The following is a 19,884-nucleotide window of genomic DNA, read 5'->3' on the forward strand; positions in this document are numbered from 1 at the left end:
AATATGGAAAATTACAAAAAAAACAGCAAAGATGAGCTGCTTCCTGTTCCAACATAGCCGATAGAAATACCGGTTACGGATGTGACTTCCGCAACCGATTAAATTTTACTGTGAAACGTAGCTAATCTGGATAGTTACATAACCACCGACAGAAAAGTTGCCATCGCTTCCTGAGTTCGCGTTAAGGTTACTCAATGCCCTAATGATCTTCATCTGTGGCTTCTCTTCTTCGATCATCGATTTCACACCTTTTTCAAGGTAAATGGGAAGCCCATTCGCCAAAGCAAAACTACATGCCTGCGCAGTAAGGGTTGTAGTGGTCTCATCGATACCATTCAAGAATACTAACTGTTTAGCAGTCAGTTCAAAGTGCGCTGCCATCCAGCCTTTAAAGTCAGCTGCCAGTTCAACTGCCTCAGCCTTTAGTTCGAATGGAGGCATTTCTTGGATGTTTTTCATTACATCGTTAATTCCTGATGCCGTTAGCGGGTAGGTGTTTGCTACTAATTGGTCTGTGTTCATAATAAAGAGTTTAGATTTTAGGTTTGCCAAATGGCTCAACTTTCTAAAACCAACCTCCATGCTATTTCTCATTGCATACAACTCTAAAATGAAAATAAATAATCGGCTAAAAAGTTGTTCTTTATCAAATATCTCTCAGAGATTGCTGTTTCCTAAACCAAGATTATGGTCATAAATTTTATTGCTACAGAAAGGGCACATTTTATTATTAATGCAATCGTAGTGCTTTTTATTACTATCAGTACTTTTTATAATTGGAAACTAATAAAGCAGTTTAGACTTAAGATTACTAAGGCATATCTGGAGGATACCCTGTCAAAAATCATTCTCCCTCCAAAGTAGTTGCCGTTAAATAGACCGTTCCAGAACAATTGCCTTAAAACCGCTGTTGAAGATAAAGCAATAGATCTTTATTTGTTCTCAAACTTCGATTACTATGACAGAATTGGAATTGTATCCGGGTCACCCTTATCCATTGGGTCCCACCTGGGATGGGAAGGGAGTTAACTTCTCAATCTATGCAGGTCATGCAACAGCAGTGGAACTTTGCTTGTTCGAAGAAAATTATGATCAAAACCACATCGTTGTCAATCTTTTCGAAAGAACCAGTCAGATTTGGCATGTATACATACCTGGTATTCTTCCCGGCCAATGCTATGGCTTTCGCGTATATGGCCCATTCGACCCCCTACACGGGCATCGATTTAATCCCAATAAGCTCCTAATAGATCCCTATGCCAAAGCAATCTCTGGTTCTGTAAATTGGCACGAATCTCTTTACGGCTATGAAACAGGTAGGGATGACCTTACTTTTAGTACACTGGATAGTGCAGCCTTCGTTCCAAAGAGTGTAGTGATAGATCCTTCTTATGATTGGGAAGGCGTTAAAGCACCAAACACCAGTTATCATAAAAGCATTATATATGAAGCTCATGTTAAGGGGCTGACTAAACTCCACCCGGATATTCCAGAGGAAATCAGAGGTACCTACTCTGCCATTGCCCATCCTGTAATCTTAAATCACCTACAATCTCTCGGCATAACTGCTATAGAATTAATGCCAATCCACCAGTTCATTAATGATAATATGTTTGTAGAGAAAGGCCTAAACAATTATTGGGGCTACAATACCATCGGCTTCTTCTCTCCAGACACCAAGTATTCCTCAAAAGGAACAATGGGTGGACAAGTAACTGAGTTTAAGGATATGGTCAAGGCACTCCATCGGGCAGGAATCGAAGTTATTCTTGATGTAGTCTATAACCACACAGCAGAAGGAAATCACCTCGGACCAACATTAAGCTTTAAAGGAATTGACAATGCCGAATACTATAGGTTAACTGCTGATAAAAGGTTTTATATGGATTACACAGGTACAGGAAATACGCTAAATGCCCATTTTCCGAGTGTTCTTAGGCTGATGATGGACAGCCTAAGGTACTGGGTTATGGAGATGCATGTTGATGGTTTCCGCTTTGATCTTGCTTCTACGTTAGCCCGGGGCTTGGATGATGTCAATATGCTTGGGGCTTTCTTTAGTATTATCCATCAGGATCCGGTAATCTCGCAGGTTAAGCTTATCGCGGAGCCATGGGACGTTGGTCATGGCGGTTACCAGGTTGGAAACTTCCCTCCAGGCTGGGCAGAATGGAACGGAAAGTTTAGAGACAGCATTCGTGACTATTGGAGGGGTGAACATAAAATGCTTGGTGAATTTGCCTCCAGGTTTACAGGCAGTCCTGACCTATACCGGGATGACAATCGGAGGCCAACAGCCAGTATTAACTTTATCACCGCGCACGACGGCTTTACGCTTCATGATCTCGTTACCTACAATCATAAACACAATGAAGCGAATGGTGAAGACAATAAGGACGGCGAAGACCATAACCGTTCGTCCAACTATGGGGTTGAGGGGGAAACTGATAACGAGCACATCAATCAACTTAGAAAAAAGCAAAAGAGAAATATGCTTGCTACCTTATTTCTGTCCCAAGGGGTTCCAATGCTGGTAGCAGGAGATGAAATGGGAAGAACCCAGCATGGAAATAATAATGCCTATTGTCAGGATAATGAGATCTCCTGGCTAGATTGGAAAGCTGCCGATCAGGATTTGTTGCAGTTCAGCAAGAAGCTCCTTAACTTTCGAAAGGCTCACCCGGCCTTCTGTAGAAGAAGGTGGTTTCAAGAACAACCAATCAAGGGTTCTGGCATAACCGATATTGCATGGTTTCTTCCTGAAGGAATAGAAATGGAAGACCACAACTGGGACCAGGATTTTGCCAAGTCGCTCGCAGTTTTCCTTAATGGGAAAGGGATTAAAAGCAGAGATAATCATGGGAGAAAAATCTTTGATGATAATTTTTATGTTATCTTCAATGCCCACCATGAGGGCCTTGATTTTAAATTGCCTCCAGCCATATATGGTATGGAGTGGCACAATGTGATCAATACTTCAGACTCCAGTCTCGATGAATTCAAAAGATATTTTCCATTAGAAAACATTCATGTCGCAGGCCGCTCGATCATCGTTCTGAATGCATCAAGCGCAATTAAGGAGAATAATTAATGCATCCTGACATAAGAATATTGCTGTCAACTTTTAAGGAAACAGCAGCTATCTTTTCCTCCTCCAAAGTTTGCGATAATAATCTCTCTACTTCAGTGTATTTCATATTCGCTGCGAATACTCTTAGCGTACCATAAGTAGCGATTTCATAATGTTCAGCTTTTTGTGGAGCTAGAATTAATCCCGCATCACGTACAAATGTTCTTGAATTGGTATTTTCAATAGTATTATCTGTTTGTGCTTTTGCAAGGTGTTTCTCAGCCCAGAAGATTATCCACGAAGAATTCGTGAAATTCCGAATTTTCCATTTTACCAGCCTTGCCGGTTGGCTTAGTAGAAGAAGACGCAATATCCCTTTAGGTAGCTAAAATTGTTTAATTTTTTAAAAGTTTAGGTATTTGGCGCAGGTTGTTGCATGAACTAAATTAAGATGAGCTGCACCCTCCTTTTTATTCTCTTTACATTTCTCCAAACTTTTTTAAAAAGCAAAGTGTTGTTCCATCATCTAACTTTGAAAATCATTGCAATGAAAGCAGCAGTATTTCACAAACCGGGAGATATCAGCTACACAACGGTAGCAGATCCAAAAATCGAATTGGCAACAGATATTATTTTAAAAGTTACTTCCACAGCAATCTGCGGCTCTGATCTTCATATCCTCAGTGGCGCCGTTCCACAAACTACAGACATGGTAATCGGCCATGAGTTTATGGGAATTGTAGAAGAAGTTGGCGCAGAGGTAAAAAACCTGAAGCATGGCGATCGTGTCATCGTACCTTTTCCAATTGCTTGTGGTCATTGCTTCTTCTGCAACCTTGGTGCATCGCCAAGTTGTGAAAACTCAAACTATAAACACTATGGTCCCAATGGAGACATGATGGATCAAAAAGGAGCAGCGCTTTTTGGTTATACGGATCTTTATGGAGGTTATTCCGGTGGACAAGCAGAATACGTTCGTGTTCCTTATGCTGATGTTAGTCCGAGGGTTATACCTGATAACATCACTGATGAGCAAGCACTATTTCTTACAGATATATTCCCAACGGGCTGGTCTGGCGTTGACTGGGCGCAGTTGAAAGGTGGCGAGGTAGTCGCAATTTTTGGCTCTGGACCTGTTGGTTTAATGGCGCAAAAGGCGGCATGGTTGAATGGAGCAAGCCGTGTTATTGCAATTGATCCGCTTGATTACCGCCTAGAAAAAGCCAGGGCAGTAAATAAGGTCGACACACTCAACCCTCATAAAGTAGATGTCATTGCCGCAATCCGGGAGATGACCAGCGGTCGCGGTGCAGATGTTTGTATTGACGCCGTAGGTTTTGAACCGGAGCGTACGCTGATAGATAAGTTAAAAGCCACTATGAACTTTGAAAAAGGAAGCATTAAAGTACTTGAAATGTGTTTTGAGGCTGTTCGCCGAAGCGGGACAGTATCAATCCTTGGTGTCTATGGCAGCCCTTACGATAACTTCCCCCTATATAGAATCTTTGATAAAGGTTTAACAATCAAGCAGGGTCAGGCACCAGTATTGAATTATATCGACAAATTAATTGACCTTGTTAAGGAAGAAAAAGTAGTGTTGGATGATATCATTACCCACACTATGCCATTGAGCGAAGTTTCTCATGCGTACAAGATATTTAATGAGAAAGAAGATGACTGCATAAAAGTTGTACTTAAACCTTAATCTTTTCTAAAATGAAAAATACGGAGCATATAAATTCTAGAGACAGCTATACCCAAAGTCCATGGCAAGTTGCCGATGTGGAAAGTATTTCAAAAGCGGATACAGACTTTCCCCCCACTTATGATGTGATTATTGTTGGTGCAGGTATAACCGGGATCACGACGGCCTTAATGTTACAGAAAGCAGGAAAGCAGTGTGTCGTAATTGAAGCAGGAACTGTTGGTTATGGTACTACAGGTGGCACGACCGCACACTTAAACACTTTCTTTGATGCTACATATGCGGCTATTGAAACTGATTTTGGTGAAGAGGCCGCAAAACTGACAGCATCCTCTGGAAAGGAATCTTTTGCTATGATAAAGGATTTTATCGATTTGTACCACATAGAATGTGATTTCGAATACAAAGGGGCATATCTGTTTTCTGAAACAGAAAAGGAAACAAAACAGCTTACCGAGCTTTTGGAAGCTACCAGAAAAGCAGGTATAAATGTGATCGAATATCAGGATAACGGTGTGCCTGTTCCATTCCAGAAGGCGATTCATTTCATTGATCAGGGCCAATTTCACCCTCTAAAATATACTTATGCCCTGACCTCGGAATTTGTGAAACTTGGGGGAGTAATTTTAGAAAACAGCTTCGTTGAGGAAACTAAGTCAGAAAACTATGGCCACATTGCAAAAATTGGAAATCAATCGCTTGTAGCCAAAAGTTTGGTTTGGGCCACGCATGTACCTCCTGGAATCACGCCATTTAGTTTTAGCTGTGCGCCATACCGTAGTTATGTGCTGGGTATTAAATTAAAAAATGATGCCTATCCAACGGGCTTGTCGTACGATATGCAAGAGCCTTACCACTATTTCAGAACCCATGAGATTAAAGGGCAAAAATATTTAATCGTAGGCGGGGAAGACCACAAAACGGGGCATGAAGATCCTAAAAGAGCATTTGAAAATTTGGAAGCTTATGCAAATAAATATTATCGGGTAGAATCAGTTTCCTATAGATGGTCATCACAGTATTATGTGCCTGTAGATGGACTGCCATACATTGGGCTGCTAACAGGCTCAGACAATACTTACGTCGCCACGGGTTTCAATGGCAATGGAATGATATTCGGAACGCTATCAGCAAAAATTATTAGCGACCAGATACTGGATGTTGAGAACAAATACGCCGATCTGTATAGTCCATTGCGCATCAAACCGATTGCAGGCTTCTCAGAATTCATTAAGGAAAACGCTGACTTTGTCTGGCATTTCGTAGCCGATAGATTTGGCGCAGAAGAGTTGGAATCACTAAAAGATCTTCAGCGAGAAAAAGGAATTATCGTTGAACTACAAGGCGAAAAAGTTGCAATATATAAAGATGAGAATGGAAAAGTAACGGCCTTAAGTCCGATTTGCACACATGCTGGCTGTACTCTGGCGTTTAATGATGCAGAAAAAAGCTGGGATTGTCCTTGCCACGGAGGTCGTTTTGATATCAATGGAAAAGTGCTCACTGGACCACCCACGAAAAATTTGGTACAGATCCAGATTGAGTAGAATCAGTAAATCAATAATTTATTGATAATAAAATTTTTAGAACATTACAAGATTGTTGTTGTTTTACAAGAACATCTATCTAAAGCACTGAGAGAAAAGCACCTCAACCAAAGTTCAGCAACAAAACCTCTGGAACAGCAGAGCCAGCATTAATGAAGTTGTTCCTTGAGAACCAAAGATATCTACTGGGCGAAAAAGCACAAGCAAAGAAGTGCGATGTCATGAAAAAGATTTCGAAAAAGGGAGAACGTATCGTAGGGGGTACCAGTTCGTCAGTTATGGCGGCCTGGTACAACTTACAATCATGCACGGGTAAATGAGGTCGATGATCATTTAAGTCAAACCCTTTCAAAAGAGGACAACGCAAATATGATTCATACAAAGATCGCAGAAATTGTCATCAATTATAACGCTGCCGAAGAAGCATAATAAATAAACAAATGTCAAAAAAACAATCCCCATCAAAGCTTGCTACTCAAGCAGTCTACGATAAAAAGTTGGTTCCGCAGCCAGAGAACGAAAAAACTGAAAAATTAATGCCATACAACGCGGATGCTACAGGTGAATTCATGACCACCAATCATGGTTTGAAAATAAATGACGATCAGAATTCTCTCAAAGCCGGAGAGCGTGGCGCCACCTTGCTGGAAGATTTTATCCTAAGAGAAAAGATCACCCATTTTGACCATGAGCGCATCCCCGAACGCATTGTTCATGCAAGAGGATCTGGTGCTCATGGCGTGTTCAAACTTTATGAGTCACAATCGGCATTTACCAAAGCAAACTTCTTAAATGATACAGAAACGGAGACTCCGGTATTTGTACGGTTTAGTACTGTTGCAGGTTCTCGTGGATCTTCAGATCTGGCGCGAGATGTCCGCGGTTTTGCTGTTAAATTCTATACTCAGCAAGGTAATTTTGACCTGGTTGGAAACAATATGCCCGTATTTTTTATACAGGACGCCATCAAGTTTCCAGATCTTATCCATGCTGTTAAACCCGAACCTGACAATGAGATTCCCCAGGCGGCATCGGCACATGATACCTTTTGGGATTTTATCTCACTAATGCCAGAATCCGCGCACATGGTGATGTGGGTAATGAGCGATCGCGCTTTGCCAAGAAGTCTGAGAATGATGGAAGGTTTTGGTGTACATACTTTCCGCTTTATCAATGAGCACGGAAAAGCTTGCTTTGTGAAATTTCATTGGAAACCATTGTTGGGTGTCCACTCAGTTGCATGGGATGAAGCACAGAATATTTCAGGGAAAGATTCTGATTTTCACCGGAGAGACCTTTGGGATAATATCGAATCCGGTGCATTTCCCGAATGGGAGCTAGGTGTTCAAATCGTTCCAGAAGAAGATGAATTCAAGTTTGAGTTTGACCTTTTAGATTCCACAAAATTAATTCCTGAGGAGCTTGTTCCGGTGCAAAGAATAGGAAAAATGACCTTGAATCGAAATCCTGACAATTTTTTCGCAGAAACTGAACAGGTAGCGTTCCACATTGGTCATGTTGTCCCTGGCATTGATTTTACAAATGATCCTTTATTGCAGGGCAGGTTATTTTCCTACACAGATACACAGCTGATCCGTCTTGGTGGCCCGAACTTCCATGAAATACCTATCAACCGACCAATAGTTGGCGTGCACAATAACCAACGCGATGGTCACATGCGCCAAACCATAAATAAAGGTAAAGCCAGTTACAATCCAAATTCATTGGGAGGGAATGATCCAGTTCAAGCGAAAGCTTCAGAAGGTGGTTTCACGAGTTACACAGAACGAATTGATGCACGTAAGGTTAGGGCAAGAAGTAAAAGTTTCTTCGATCACTTCAGTCAGGCAAGGTTGTTTTTAAATAGTCAATCCGATCCAGAAAAAAACCACATCATCGATGCCTTGACTTTTGAACTGGGGAAAGTTAAAACTGTAGTAATACGTGAACGCATGTTGGGGATACTGAATCAAATTGACGACAATCTTGCTGCGGCCGTCGCGTATGGTTTGGGACTGCATGTTCCTCAAGATCCGGAAAGACCGTTAAACAAAAGTATTCCTGCTGATGGCGACCCTAATAAATACGAGTCTATACAAGTGCAAGGGACATTAGAATTTTCAGAAGCACTGAGTATGGTAAATACAATAAAGAACACCATTGTCAGCAGAAAGATCGCAATTCTTGCTGCGGATGGTGTAAATGAGGAGTCATTGAAAACGGTCAAATCTGCATTAGAGGGAGAGGGCGCCGTTATTGAAGTGATTGCGCCAAGATTGGGGTTCATTATTGCTGAAAATGATGCGAAAATTCCTGTTGATCAAAGTTTCCTGACTGCTGCTTCTGTACTTTTCGATGCAGTATATGTTCCGGGAGGATTAAATAGTGTGGCTTCGGTGGAAGCCGATGCGGACGCTATTCACTTTTTAAATGAAGCATTTAAGCATTGCAAAGCTATTGCGGCTCATGAGGAAGCGATTCAAGTGTTAGAGGCAACCTATTTCAGCAAAAAATTGCCAGAAGAGTATACGGATGAAATTGTGTTGAGAGAAGGTATAGTGGTTTCAAGCGATTCTGCAAGGATAGCTAAACAGTTCAGTAAAGCGATTTCACAACACAGATTTTGGGAACGGGAGAAGCCTAGAAAAGTGCCAGCGTAGTTGTATTTATGAATGCTTAAGCGCCTAACATCGTCACTCTGAATTTATTTCCGGACCTCGCGCCTACCAATTCCGAGATCCGGAAATAAATTTAGGATGACGTTATTTTTTTAAATCCCCGCCTTCCAAAATCCCGATCCCTTCCAGATTACCCTGCTGTGCAGCCAAATCGAAAACCGATAAGCCCCTTACGTCTAATACAGTTGCATCAGCGCCGCCGTCCAGTAACATTTTCAACAGTTCATTACGCCCGAACATTGCTGCAAACATCAGAGCTGTTCCACCGTTGCCATGCTGTAAATCCAGCGAAGCACCCTTTTCAATAAGTAACTTGCCAATTTCAGAGTACCCTTTAAATGCAACACCCATTAATGAAGTATTGCCACCAAAATCCTGCTGATCGATCTTTGCGCCGTTATTTAACAAAAGCTCGACTGCATCGTACCTGTTGTTGTAGCAGGCAATAATCAATGGGGAATAGCCCTTTTCGTCCTGTACATTTAAGTCAGCACCTCTCCTGATGAGTTCCTGTAAAACTTCGGTATTTCCCAATCTTGCTGCGTGAATGATCACTTCTATTGCGTTAACCATGATGTAGTGTAAAGTATAACAAAAAAAAAGGTGGTCAGGGACCAGCTCAAAACTAATTATTCATAAAGAACTTTTACAAGGAAGACTATGCCGACTTCCTGTACTCTTTAGCATACATCTTTAGACTACCTTTAAGTACTTGTCTGGCCATATGTATTCTAGTTTTTACCGTGCCAATTGGTATTTGTAACTCTTCTGCAATCTCGTGGTATTTATAACCTTCAAAGTATTTTAGGAATGGAATTGCGTACTCGGGTTGCAATCCTTGCATTGCTTTATTAATGTCTTCCATCATAAATTTATTCTCACCTAGATTGTTCGAAGCACTTTTCTTCAATTGGGCTGATGAAAGCTCTTCGCTAGTGTCCATTATGCTGTTTTTTCTCGAAACCTTCTTATAACTGTTAATGAATGTATTTTTCATAATCGTGTATAGCCACCCTCTTAAATTGGTTCCTTCTTTGTACATACTTCCATACCTGATGGCTTTGATCATAGTATCTTGAACCAAGTCGTTAGCGTCTTCAAGGTCGGTTGTAAATTTTCTAGCGAAAAGATCTAATGAACTTTTTTGTGCGCAAATTTGATCGTCTAATGATAAGGTGTTCATGGCGAATAGTTTAAGTTTTACAATTATTTCATCTACAAACCGCATACCATGCCAAAGCTTTTTTGCAACAAAACTCTAAATAAGTATAAATCACCAATAAAATCCGTATTTAAAGCAATAAATTTTTTCGTATTAAATATTGCTCAGGATAAATTACGCTTACGACGCAATGGATAATGAGTGTTTGATTGCCTTTTTTACCTGTACTACGTTTCCGATAATAATAATTGCAGGGTGACTTAATTTTTCCTGCAGCGCCACTTCCTGTAAATCCTTCACCATGCAAACTGCCTGTTTTTCCTGAGGCAAGCTGGCGTGTTGAATAATAGCCGCAGGCATAGACCCTAACCCATTACGTATATAGGCGCTGGAAATCTCCTGAAGTTTTCTCATTCCCATATAAATGACTACTGTTGCTCCGCTATTCATTGCACATTGTAAGTCTGCAGACAGGGATCCGTCTTTCTTTGTTCCTGTAATCATCCAAATGCTTTCGCTTACACCCCTATGGGTTAGAGGGATATTGCTTAATCCAGCACCCTGCATGCTACTTATCCCAGGAATATAATGCGCTTTTATTCCATTCTCTTCTGCAAATAGCATTTCTTCATATCCTCTTCCAAATATATATGGATCTCCGCCCTTCAGTCGCACCACTATTTTGCCATCTGTAGCATAAAACTTGATCATTTCATAGATTTCTTCCTGCGAATTGTGCTTTTCGTAAGGTTTTTTACCAACGTAAACTAAAATACAATCCTTTGGTGCGTATTCGAGTAAAATCTTGCTACTTAGGTTGTCGTAAAGTATCGCGTCTGCTCTTTTTAAAATATTTACACCCTTTAATGTCATTAATTCTGGGTCTCCTTGGTCCAGATCCAATTAAATATAGGCCTGTTTCGTTGATATTATCTTCCATAATCCTGTTATTAGTTAATTATGTATGTAAAAATGCTAATTATTTTATATTTTGTATTATAATATATGATATATATCATAATAAATTGATAATATTGTGATGTAATTATCTTTTTCGATGATAAATATTGTGTTTATCGTCTACAAAACATGTCAGGTCTCTTAATTAATGAAGATGTACATATGAAAATTCACTCAAAACAAATAAGGGTAGTTATAATTGGTAATGGAATGGTGGGATATAAGTTTTGCGAGAAACTAATAGCCAAAACATCCTTTTTTAGTGTGATTATATTCGGTGAAGAGTCAATTAGAGCATATGATCGTGTCCATTTAAGCGAATACTACAACGGCAAATCTGCTGAAGATTTGTCAATGTCTTCAAGCAATTGGTATGCAGATAATGACATTTTGCTTTACCTAAACGATCCGGTAGTACGGATCGATCGAAGTTTACAATTGGTCTACTCTGCCGCTGGCCATATTATTAAATACGATGTGTTGGTTTTAGCCACTGGCTCTGCACCCTTTGTCCCAAATATATCGGGTATAGAGAAAAATGGTGTATTCGTGTATCGAACTATAGAGGATCTGGAACTCATAAAGGCTTGGTCTACAAAGGCGAAAACAGCTGCGGTAATCGGTGGGGGTCTGCTCGGCTTAGAAGCAGCGAAGGCCTTAATAGACCTCGGACTAGAAGAAACCAACGTCATTGAATTCTCCTCCAGACTTATGCCGAGGCAGATAGATGTAGCCGGAAGTGAAATGCTTCAAGAAAAACTAAAGTCTCTTGGGTTAAAAATTCATTTACACAAGAATACTACAGCTATAGTGGGAGAGGAGCAAATTTCCGCATTAAAATTTAGCGACGAGAGCGATCTAAAAGTAGAGATGCTTGTAATCTCTGCAGGTATAAAACCCCGTGATGAACTCGCTAAAGCCTGTGGATTGGCAATAGGCCCCAGAGGCGGGATAGTCGTAAATAAACTACTTCAAACCAGTGATCCAAATATATATGCCGTTGGGGAATGTGCTTTATTTGATGAAATGATTTATGGTCTCGTCGCTCCTGGTTACGAGATGGCTGAAGTGGTAGCTTCAAACCTTCTGTCGCAATACAATAATGAAAGTACTGCTGAAAAGGCATTTAATGGCTTTGACATGAGTACAAAACTCAAGCTTATTGGGGTGGACGTAGCCAGTTTCGGTGATCATTGCATTTCAGAGCCCGATTGTCGGTCTATCATTTTTGAAGACCGGAATAAAGGTGTATACAAAAGAATTAATATAACCAATGACGGGCAGCATCTCCTTGGTGGTGTATTAATCGGTGACGCATCAGCATACAATATGCTGCTGCAAACCGTTAACAACAAAATTGTATTACCTCCAAATCCCGAAGATCTGATCATTGGAGTACGGGGAGGGACTGAAAGTGCCGGGGCTGGAGTGGCTTCTCTCCCAGATAGCGCATTGATATGTAGCTGCGAAGGTTTGACCAAGGCGGACATTTGTAACGCAGTAGATCACCAGGGCTGTGAAACACTTGACGCTGTAAAAAAGTGCACCAAAGCAGGTACAGGATGCGGCGGTTGCGTACCGATGGTTAAAGATCTCTTACTTTTTACCATGAAAGCTAAAGGGAAATACATTAAGAACGTAATCTGCGAACACTTGAATTATAGCCGCCAGGAACTCTATGACCTCATTCATATTCACAAATTGGAAAGCTACGATGGGGTGCTAAATGAACTTGGGCAAGGCGACGGTTGTGAGGTGTGTAAACCGTTGGTTTCCTCCCTTCTAGCCAGCCTTTGGAATGAAATGATCCTCAAAAAAGGCAATGATACCGCGCAGGATAGCAATGACAGGTTTCTTGCCAATATCCAGAAAGGAGGTTCCTATTCAATCGTCCCTAGGATTCCAGGCGGTGAAGTCACTCCACAAAAGCTTATTGTAATTGGACAGGTGGCACAGAAATACAACCTCTACACAAAGATCACCGGCGGACAACGTATCGATATGTTCGGTGCGCATCTTAACGATCTTCCAATAATTTGGGAAGAATTAATAGCAGCTGGCTTTGAAAGTGGACATGCTTACGGGAAGGGCTTAAGAACAGTAAAAAGTTGTGTAGGCAGTACCTGGTGCCGTTTCGGATTACATGACAGTGTTAGTTTTGCCATAAGGATTGAAGAACGTTACAGAGGAATACGGGCACCGCATAAATTCAAATCTGCGGTAAGTGGATGTATCAGGGAGTGTGCAGAAGCACAAAGTAAGGATTTCGGAATCATTGCCACAGAAAAGGGATGGAATCTTTACGTCTGTGGAAACGGAGGCAGCAAACCCCAACATGCGCTGTTGTTGGCTACGGATGTTGATAGTGATACTTGCATACAATATATAGACCGATTCCTGATGTTCTATATTCGTACTGCAGACCCCTTAACCCGCACTGCAACCTGGCTAAATAAGATGGAGGGGGGAATAGAGTACCTAAGAAATGTAGTGGTCAACGATAGTCTTCATATGGCTCAAACCTGGGAGTCGGAAGTAGATAGACTGGTAGATACCTATAAATGTGAATGGAAAGAAGCGGTGGAGAATCCTGCCATCCGCAAACGGTTCAGCCATTTTGTAAATGTACCGGACGAGAAAGACCCAACAATAAAATTCGTAGAAATGAGAGGACAAAAAAAGACAGAAGAATGGAACAAAGCCTAACCTGGATTACAGCATGTCGCATCGAGGATGCGGTTGAGAACGGTGGTGTATGTGTAAAACATGGTGACGAGCAAATCGCATTATTTCATTTCACAAGGCGTAATAAATGGTATGCCACGCAGAATGAATGTCCGCACAAAAGACAAATGGCCTTAAGCAGAGGTATGATTGGTAGCACTACTGATGAGCCTAAAGTGGCCTGTCCATTTCACAAAAAAACTTTTTCACTAGCTACTGGAGAATGTCTCAATGGTGATGAATGTGCGATAAGAACCTATCCGGTCAAAGTGGAAAACGGAAATGTATATATAGGATTGAACTCAAACAAATAAAATACGGACTACGAATCACCGAAAGAGTTGCAGGCGCAATTATTAACCCTGCCATCAAAAAAGCCAAAGAACCAATTTTATCTAATACCATATAACCAAACCAAACGATGATGCCAAAATCTAAAGCTGCCCTTACATGATTTTTCAATATCTATTAAAGTTAAAGCTAGCAAAATAAGAATCCTCGAGCTAGTCAATCAGATCATGGGCCTTTTCCAGTCGCCCTTACTATCATGCCAATGCTGTTACCTGATGAATTTAAGGTAGGCGACCACGGCAAGCAGCATCGAAACAAAAGCACAAAACCATACCCAACCTTTTAAAGGCACACCTTCCTTCGTTACCGCTTCTTTTTTTGAGCGCAACTTTTCCTGAGCCAACACCTGTACCGCCTGTGATTGGGCTATTTCTTCTTGTACCTGCTGAAACTGTAAAATAGACCCATCCGGATTATAGGTCAAAGTGTTCGTTTCTCTTAAGGCGGTTTTCAGAATCAGACTTCTTGAGTCCACAATCTTCTCCAATTCCCCAGTCTCTACCGCCTTGGTTTTCGCAGTCCGCTGAAATATCGAACAACTCAAAAGGCATAGGCAGCCCATCAACAATAGTCTTCTCATCTCAAAACATCTTGGCGCCAGTCAGAAAATAGTCTGATACTCTTTTTATGCCGCAACCTTTGATAAACACCTCCGCCTTCTCTTCCTCCCGACGCATCCGTATTCCCCTCAACGGTGGTGATCCAGTCGCTGCGACTACCTACCACTAGTCCGCAATGCGCAATCCTCTTCATCGTTGGAAAGTAAATACCAAAGACGTTTCCTGGAACAGCAGCTTTGGCCAACCGCGAAGTAGGAAAGAGGGAGGGTGCCCAACCTGTCCTGGGTAATCCGTAACCCGCCTGCTTAAACACCCAGCTAACGAAAGCGGCACAATACGGATCGCCTTTTTTCAAATTTACGGCAGCCAGATATTCTTCCACACGCTTCCCGTCGTTCTTACCCGTTTCTTCGCGAACCCAAAGTTCCGCAAGTGCAATCGGAATCAATCGCGCAGGCCGGGGTAAAATCTTTCCTGCATCATCTCTTCTTACCGTGGAAAGGATGTTGTAGCCCTCCCCTCGGTTAGCATTTAGCATATGGCCACCAAGCACCCAACTCCTGCAAGCAATAGCAAGGCATAGGCAGCAAATAAAAACTTTAATTTTTGACATGATTCGAGGTAGTTAAATTGTGAGATAATTTTTTGAGGAGCAGGTAAACCAACAACAGTCCACAGTCGCAGCATAATCCAGGCCGAGAGGCCAATAATCAGTAGAAAGCAACCCAGGGCAATTAAGATCAGCATCCATATTGATGGATCTACGTAACCCATCGTCAAGTCCGTATTCCAATTGACCTGCTGCATGGCAATCCATAAGGAGCCAAGTGCCAGAGCAAAGATTGCTAATTTAGTCATCTCCCAGAACCTCAGCCGGGATCTGTAGACATTTAGTGTATTCATTTTTTGAATTTTAAAGGGTTAAAAATTAAAGAAGCAGGCAGCTGGTATGGGTAACAGCTGCCCGCAAACTTTTACAGCAATCTTAAAGGACAGTCACTAAACCAACATGCTTGCTTATAGACGCAAAATCTTTTCTCGAAAGAGAGTTGAAAGCGATGTAACAGTGCACGGCGTCTCCGCTAAACTCAGCCGGTAAACTTAAGGTATAGGTGCCTGCTGACCTTTCGACAACACTATGCAAAGTCACAAATTCAAACCGTGTAGGATTGTAAACCAATATGGACAGCATGTCATTGCCCAGTTTGTAAGTGGTTTTTTTCTCCACTTCAGTCGACCAGGCAAAATCGATTTCAGCAACAACATTAGAGGTCACTCCATTGCTGTAGGGAAGTTTTAGCCTGCCTTGACTAAACATCACTTTTGTGTAATCAAGACTAAAGTTCGGTGCTATTCCGACTATCGCTTCTCTAAGGTGATAAGAAACTGCCACATTCATTGGAGTGTCAATTTTACTCAAGGCTTTGTAGCCAACACTGATTAGGTCAGCGATCCATGCAAAATAGCTGGCCACGAGTTTGAATTTTGCACGCTGATCGATCTGCGATTGTGTGGGTGCCTTTCCGCTAATACGCGGGAGGCCTTTGATCACGTCTAATGTACGCCAGTACGAACCTACTACTGCGCCTGCTTTGTTACGGAAGCCTCCCAGGACTCCTCCTCTAATAATTCCCATTTTGTAAGGGGTTTAACTATGTGTAATGATCGAGACTCCTTGCCTCTTGCTAGTAGGATGTTCCTATTTTGCATGCCACAAAGAGAACCATTTGTAAGAATCTGTGGCAGTCCCAGGGGGTCCCCATACTGCTCATTTTGGAGCTCGAAATCACGTTTCAATAGCCCTTAAACAGAATAAAAAAAAACTGAAAATAGTTGATTTTGGTGCTTTTTAATAGTCCTTATACAAGAAATTTTTATATTTTAGCGATTTGTTAACCTTTCACCCTCACGCTCAAATTCAATAACCAGCTGTAAAAACACACCTAAATAAAATCAATGAAAACGAATGCCATACCCTCTCGTCATGCTGGCGAAGGCCGATACCTAAATCTTGAACAACTAAAAAGCCTGGCTTTACTAACCCTTGTCTTTTTAACCGCAACCCTCAATGCTCAAGATAGAAAAGCACCATCCTACCCACTAATCACCCATAACACCTATTTCAGTATTTGGTCAAGTACCGATAAACTCAACGAATCCGCAACAGCGCACTGGACAGGTGCAGACCATTCCTTAGTAGGGATGATCAATGTAGATGGTAACATTTACCGCTTCCTGGGCAAAGAAACTCCAGGTTTCAAAACCGTTACACCCGCTTCGGATGAAAAAGCCTATCAGGTAAGCTATACAGAAGCTGAACCTCAAGGCGATTGGAAAGCTGCTGATTATAATGCCAGCAGCTGGAAAACTGGTTTCGCACCAATAGGTGACGATTCTAAAACAGCAAAAACTCCGTGGAAATCGCACGATATCTGGGTAAGAAGAACGTTTGATGTCGCTAATCCATCCGCCATCAACGAACTGTTCCTGAAAATCAACCATGACGACAATATTGAACTTTTCCTGAACGGGGAAAAGGTTTACACCAAAGAAGGATGGACCAACAATTTTCAATACATCGCATTAAGCAATAGCGATAAAAGAGAGCTTAAGGCCGGCAAAAACGTAATCGCTCTGCACCTGATTAATACCGCAGGTGGTCGTTTCCTTGATTTCGGATTAGTAGACAAAGAAAAAGACAACGCTGCCTCAATACAATTGGCTAAGCAAAAAAGCGTAGACATCAACGCTACTCAAACCATTTACAACTTTACCTGCGGCAAGGTGGACCTTAAATTAACCTTCACCTCGCCATTGTTGATGAATGACCTTGGCTTGTTTGCGCGTCCGGTTTCCTATGTTTCCTATAAAGTTCAGGCGAACGACAGCAAAACACATCAGGTAAAAGTATATTTAAGTGCTTCCTCAGATATCGCAGTTTACAGACCTTCACAAGAGGTTACCGCAAGCAAATACAGCACAGCAAAACTCTCGGTATTGAAGACCGGAACAGTCGAGCAACCAATATTGAAAAAAGCAAGTGACGACATGCGCATAGACTGGGGCTATTTCTACGTCGCAGCGCCTAGGTCCGCGGCAGCGATCCAATTCATTACTTCACAAAAAGATGCTACTAATGCTTTCAGAAAAGGCAATGTCACTTCTACTGCAAAAACAGGCAAATCATTAGCACTAAACACCATCATTCCTTTTGGAACTGTTGGTAAAGCGCCAGTTGAGAAGTACATGGAACTTGCTTATGACGAGATCTATTCCGTTCAATACTTTAATAAAAACCTTAGGCCATGGTGGAATACTTCAGGTAAAGAAACTATCGAAGGACAACTGACAGATGCTGCTAACGATTACAAATCGGTAATCGCGAAATGCGAGGCTTTCAACACCAGTCTTTATGCTGATGCCCTGAAATCTGGTGGTAAAGAGTACGCAGATCTATGTGTATTAGGCTACCGTCAAAGTATCGCAGCGCATACGCTGGTGAAAAGTCAACATGGAGAAATTTTATGGTTATCTAAAGAGAACAACAGTGGTGGCTTTATCAATACCGTTGATGTTACTTATCCATCAGCGCCATTGTACCTGATCTATAACCCTCAATTATTAGCGGGAATGTTAAATGGTATATTCTATTTTAGTGAAAGCGGAAAATATCCTCATCCTTGGGCTGCACATGACTTAGGTACTTATCCATTGGCAAACGGTCAGACTTATGGAGAGCCGATGCCGGTAGAAGAATCGGGTAACATGATCATTTTAACAGCAGCGATTGCAAAAGCGGAAGGAAATGCAAACTATGCTAAAAAGCATTGGAAAACATTGACAACTTGGGCAGACTATCTGACGAGAGAAGGCTTGGATCCTAAAACCCAATTATGTACGGATGATTTCGCTGGTCACCTGGCCAGAAATGCCAACTTATCTGTGAAAGCTATCGTTGGTATTGCCTGCTACGCGCAGATGGCACAGACTTTAGGTTATAGTGATGTTGCTAAAAAATACAGGGCTATCGCAGAAAGCATGGTTCCAAAATGGATGGAGATGGCTAATGCAGGGGACCACTATGCACTAACTTTCGATGATAAAAATACCTGGAGCCAAAAATATAACCTGGTATGGGATAAAGTTTTAAAACTAAACCTATTCCCACAAGAGGTGTATGATAAGGAGATCAAGTATTATGCAACTAAACAAAATAAATACGGTTTGCCACTAGACAGCAGAAAGGCGTACACAAAAAATGACTGGATTTTATGGACGGCAGCTTTTACGAGTAACCAGAAAGATTTTGAAGCATTGGTGCACCCAGTTTATAAACATGCTATCGAGACAGAATCGAGAGTTCCATTAAACGATTTCTACGATTCAAACACAGGCATACGTGATAACTTTAAGGCACGTAGCGTTGTTGGAGGCTTTTACATGAAGATGCTTTCTGACAAATTATCAGGGAAATAACAAGTAAAGAGCCCGAAAACAATAGGGCCCTTTGCTTTTGCAACAAAACTATTTTTGCGTTTTATACGTACTTATTTGAGTATTTATACGGATATGCTAAAATATTATACTTGTTCATTAACAAATGATGGTTGCTTTAAAACAAATAAATTTCTTTATTATTAATCTCTTTCAGTAGCCAAATTATTGATGGAGATACACATGGGTCGGTTACTCGAGAAAGTAATTAGAAAGAAAGGTCTTAATATTAGCAAATTAGCTAATGCAATTGGGGTTGATCAAAGGTCGATGTACAATTGGTTTGCTGAACCTGCGTTGGAATCCGGAGTTCTTGAAAGGATTGCCGAGGCTATTGAGTATGACTTTACTGCAGATCTGCCCACAGCTATTATAAGGGATCCGGAACTCATTGCTTCTGACGCCGAGATCCGGGATGATGAATATTGGAAGAATAAGTATATTGATTTGCTTGAGCGCTACTCGGGCTTATTGCGTCAACAGCAAGACTAACTATTTTCTATTGATAAAATACCGCGCTTAGGTTAACCAACCTCGCCAAAAAATTGTACCTATAGTAGGTCATTGACTGCGATATATCAAAGAGTCGCTTGTAAGGATCATCCGCCGATTTCGTAGATAGCAGCGTAGCGT

Annotated in this window: 17 protein-coding genes; 8 read left to right on the top strand and 9 right to left on the bottom strand. The window is 41.4% G+C overall.

Annotated elements, in window-relative coordinates:
• Window positions 1–105: 105 nt before the first annotated feature.
• A complete protein-coding gene (locus ACHFIZ_RS10845) occupies window positions 106–522 on the bottom strand; it encodes a hypothetical protein (protein ID WP_410885690.1) in 417 nt (138 codons plus the stop codon).
• Between the two features lie 436 nt (window positions 523–958).
• Here ACHFIZ_RS10845 and glgX point away from each other — a divergent pair, with 436 nt between their 5' ends.
• Window positions 959–3,091 (top strand): glycogen debranching protein GlgX, encoded by a 2,133-nt coding sequence (gene glgX, locus ACHFIZ_RS10850; RefSeq protein ID WP_410885692.1) that lies wholly within the window; start codon window positions 959–961, stop codon window positions 3,089–3,091.
• Here the strand turns inward: glgX and ACHFIZ_RS10855 are convergent.
• Window positions 3,075–3,440: a DUF892 family protein gene (locus ACHFIZ_RS10855; RefSeq protein ID WP_410885694.1), complete on the bottom strand. Its 366-nt coding sequence runs from the start codon at window positions 3,438–3,440 to the stop codon at window positions 3,075–3,077. The genes glgX and ACHFIZ_RS10855 overlap by 17 nt on opposite strands.
• Before the next feature lie 177 nt (window positions 3,441–3,617).
• Between ACHFIZ_RS10855 and ACHFIZ_RS10860 the strand changes: the two genes are divergently transcribed.
• The 3 genes from ACHFIZ_RS10860 to ACHFIZ_RS10870 all read left to right on the top strand — a co-directional run bounded on the left by ACHFIZ_RS10860 (window position 3,618) and on the right by ACHFIZ_RS10870 (window position 8,982).
• Window positions 3,618–4,775 (top strand): zinc-dependent alcohol dehydrogenase, encoded by a 1,158-nt coding sequence (locus ACHFIZ_RS10860; protein WP_410885696.1) that lies wholly within the window; start codon window positions 3,618–3,620, stop codon window positions 4,773–4,775.
• Window positions 4,776–4,786: 11 nt separating this feature from the next.
• Window positions 4,787–6,322: an FAD-dependent oxidoreductase gene (locus tag ACHFIZ_RS10865; RefSeq protein WP_410885698.1), complete on the top strand. Its 1,536-nt coding sequence runs from the start codon at window positions 4,787–4,789 to the stop codon at window positions 6,320–6,322.
• A gap of 440 nt (window positions 6,323–6,762) precedes the next feature.
• A complete protein-coding gene (locus ACHFIZ_RS10870; RefSeq protein ID WP_410885700.1) occupies window positions 6,763–8,982 on the top strand; it encodes a catalase in 2,220 nt (739 codons plus the stop codon).
• Between the two features lie 102 nt (window positions 8,983–9,084).
• Here ACHFIZ_RS10870 and ACHFIZ_RS10875 read toward each other — a convergent pair whose 3' ends face one another.
• The 3 genes from ACHFIZ_RS10875 to cobA form a co-directional block, all read right to left on the bottom strand.
• Window positions 9,085–9,573, bottom strand: a complete 489-nt coding sequence (locus ACHFIZ_RS10875; protein ID WP_410885702.1) for an ankyrin repeat domain-containing protein — start codon at window positions 9,571–9,573, stop codon at window positions 9,085–9,087.
• An 85-nt stretch (window positions 9,574–9,658) separates the two neighbouring features.
• Entirely contained in the window at window positions 9,659–10,183 is a 525-nt protein-coding gene (locus ACHFIZ_RS10880; RefSeq protein WP_410885704.1) for a sigma-70 family RNA polymerase sigma factor, read from the bottom strand.
• Between the two features lie 159 nt (window positions 10,184–10,342).
• Complete coding sequence (gene cobA / locus ACHFIZ_RS10885; RefSeq protein ID WP_410885706.1) at window positions 10,343–11,065, bottom strand: uroporphyrinogen-III C-methyltransferase; 723 nt, start codon at window positions 11,063–11,065, stop codon at window positions 10,343–10,345.
• 186 nt (window positions 11,066–11,251) lie between these two features.
• Between cobA and nirB the strand changes: the two genes are divergently transcribed.
• Both nirB and nirD read left to right on the top strand, forming a co-directional pair.
• Window positions 11,252–13,828, top strand: coding sequence for a nitrite reductase large subunit NirB (gene nirB / locus ACHFIZ_RS10890; protein WP_410885708.1), 2,577 nt, complete (start codon window positions 11,252–11,254; stop codon window positions 13,826–13,828).
• Window positions 13,813–14,160 carry a nitrite reductase small subunit NirD gene (gene nirD / locus ACHFIZ_RS10895; protein ID WP_410885710.1) on the top strand — a complete coding sequence of 116 codons (348 nt, stop codon included), beginning with the start codon at window positions 13,813–13,815 and terminating at the stop codon, window positions 14,158–14,160. The genes nirB and nirD overlap by 16 nt, the downstream gene beginning before the upstream one ends.
• Before the next feature lie 245 nt (window positions 14,161–14,405).
• On the opposite strand, the gene ACHFIZ_RS10900 is transcribed toward nirD, so the two are convergent.
• The 4 genes from ACHFIZ_RS10900 to ACHFIZ_RS10915 all read right to left on the bottom strand — a co-directional run bounded on the left by ACHFIZ_RS10900 (window position 14,406) and on the right by ACHFIZ_RS10915 (window position 16,393).
• Window positions 14,406–14,777: a hypothetical protein gene (locus ACHFIZ_RS10900; protein WP_410885712.1), complete on the bottom strand. Its 372-nt coding sequence runs from the start codon at window positions 14,775–14,777 to the stop codon at window positions 14,406–14,408.
• Window positions 14,774–15,370: a peptidoglycan-binding protein gene (locus ACHFIZ_RS10905; RefSeq protein ID WP_410885714.1), complete on the bottom strand. Its 597-nt coding sequence runs from the start codon at window positions 15,368–15,370 to the stop codon at window positions 14,774–14,776. Before ACHFIZ_RS10905 ends, ACHFIZ_RS10900 begins: the two co-directional genes overlap by 4 nt.
• A complete protein-coding gene (locus ACHFIZ_RS10910) occupies window positions 15,289–15,660 on the bottom strand; it encodes a hypothetical protein (RefSeq protein ID WP_410885716.1) in 372 nt (123 codons plus the stop codon). Before ACHFIZ_RS10910 ends, ACHFIZ_RS10905 begins: the two co-directional genes overlap by 82 nt.
• A gap of 82 nt (window positions 15,661–15,742) precedes the next feature.
• Window positions 15,743–16,393 carry a DUF6266 family protein gene (locus ACHFIZ_RS10915; RefSeq protein WP_410885718.1) on the bottom strand — a complete coding sequence of 217 codons (651 nt, stop codon included), beginning with the start codon at window positions 16,391–16,393 and terminating at the stop codon, window positions 15,743–15,745.
• A 320-nt stretch (window positions 16,394–16,713) separates the two neighbouring features.
• Between ACHFIZ_RS10915 and ACHFIZ_RS10920 the strand changes: the two genes are divergently transcribed.
• The gene (locus ACHFIZ_RS10920; RefSeq protein WP_410885720.1) at window positions 16,714–19,233 is read left to right on the top strand and encodes a glutaminase domain-containing protein; all 2,520 of its coding nucleotides are present in this window, start codon (window positions 16,714–16,716) and stop codon (window positions 19,231–19,233) included.
• Between the two features lie 189 nt (window positions 19,234–19,422).
• Window positions 19,423–19,743, top strand: coding sequence for a helix-turn-helix domain-containing protein (locus ACHFIZ_RS10925; protein WP_410885722.1), 321 nt, complete (start codon window positions 19,423–19,425; stop codon window positions 19,741–19,743).
• The last annotated feature ends 141 nt before the right edge of the window (window positions 19,744–19,884 follow it).

This window comes from Pedobacter sp. JCM 36344, from assembly GCF_046546555.1.
Lineage (GTDB): Bacteria > Bacteroidota > Bacteroidia > Sphingobacteriales > Sphingobacteriaceae > Pedobacter.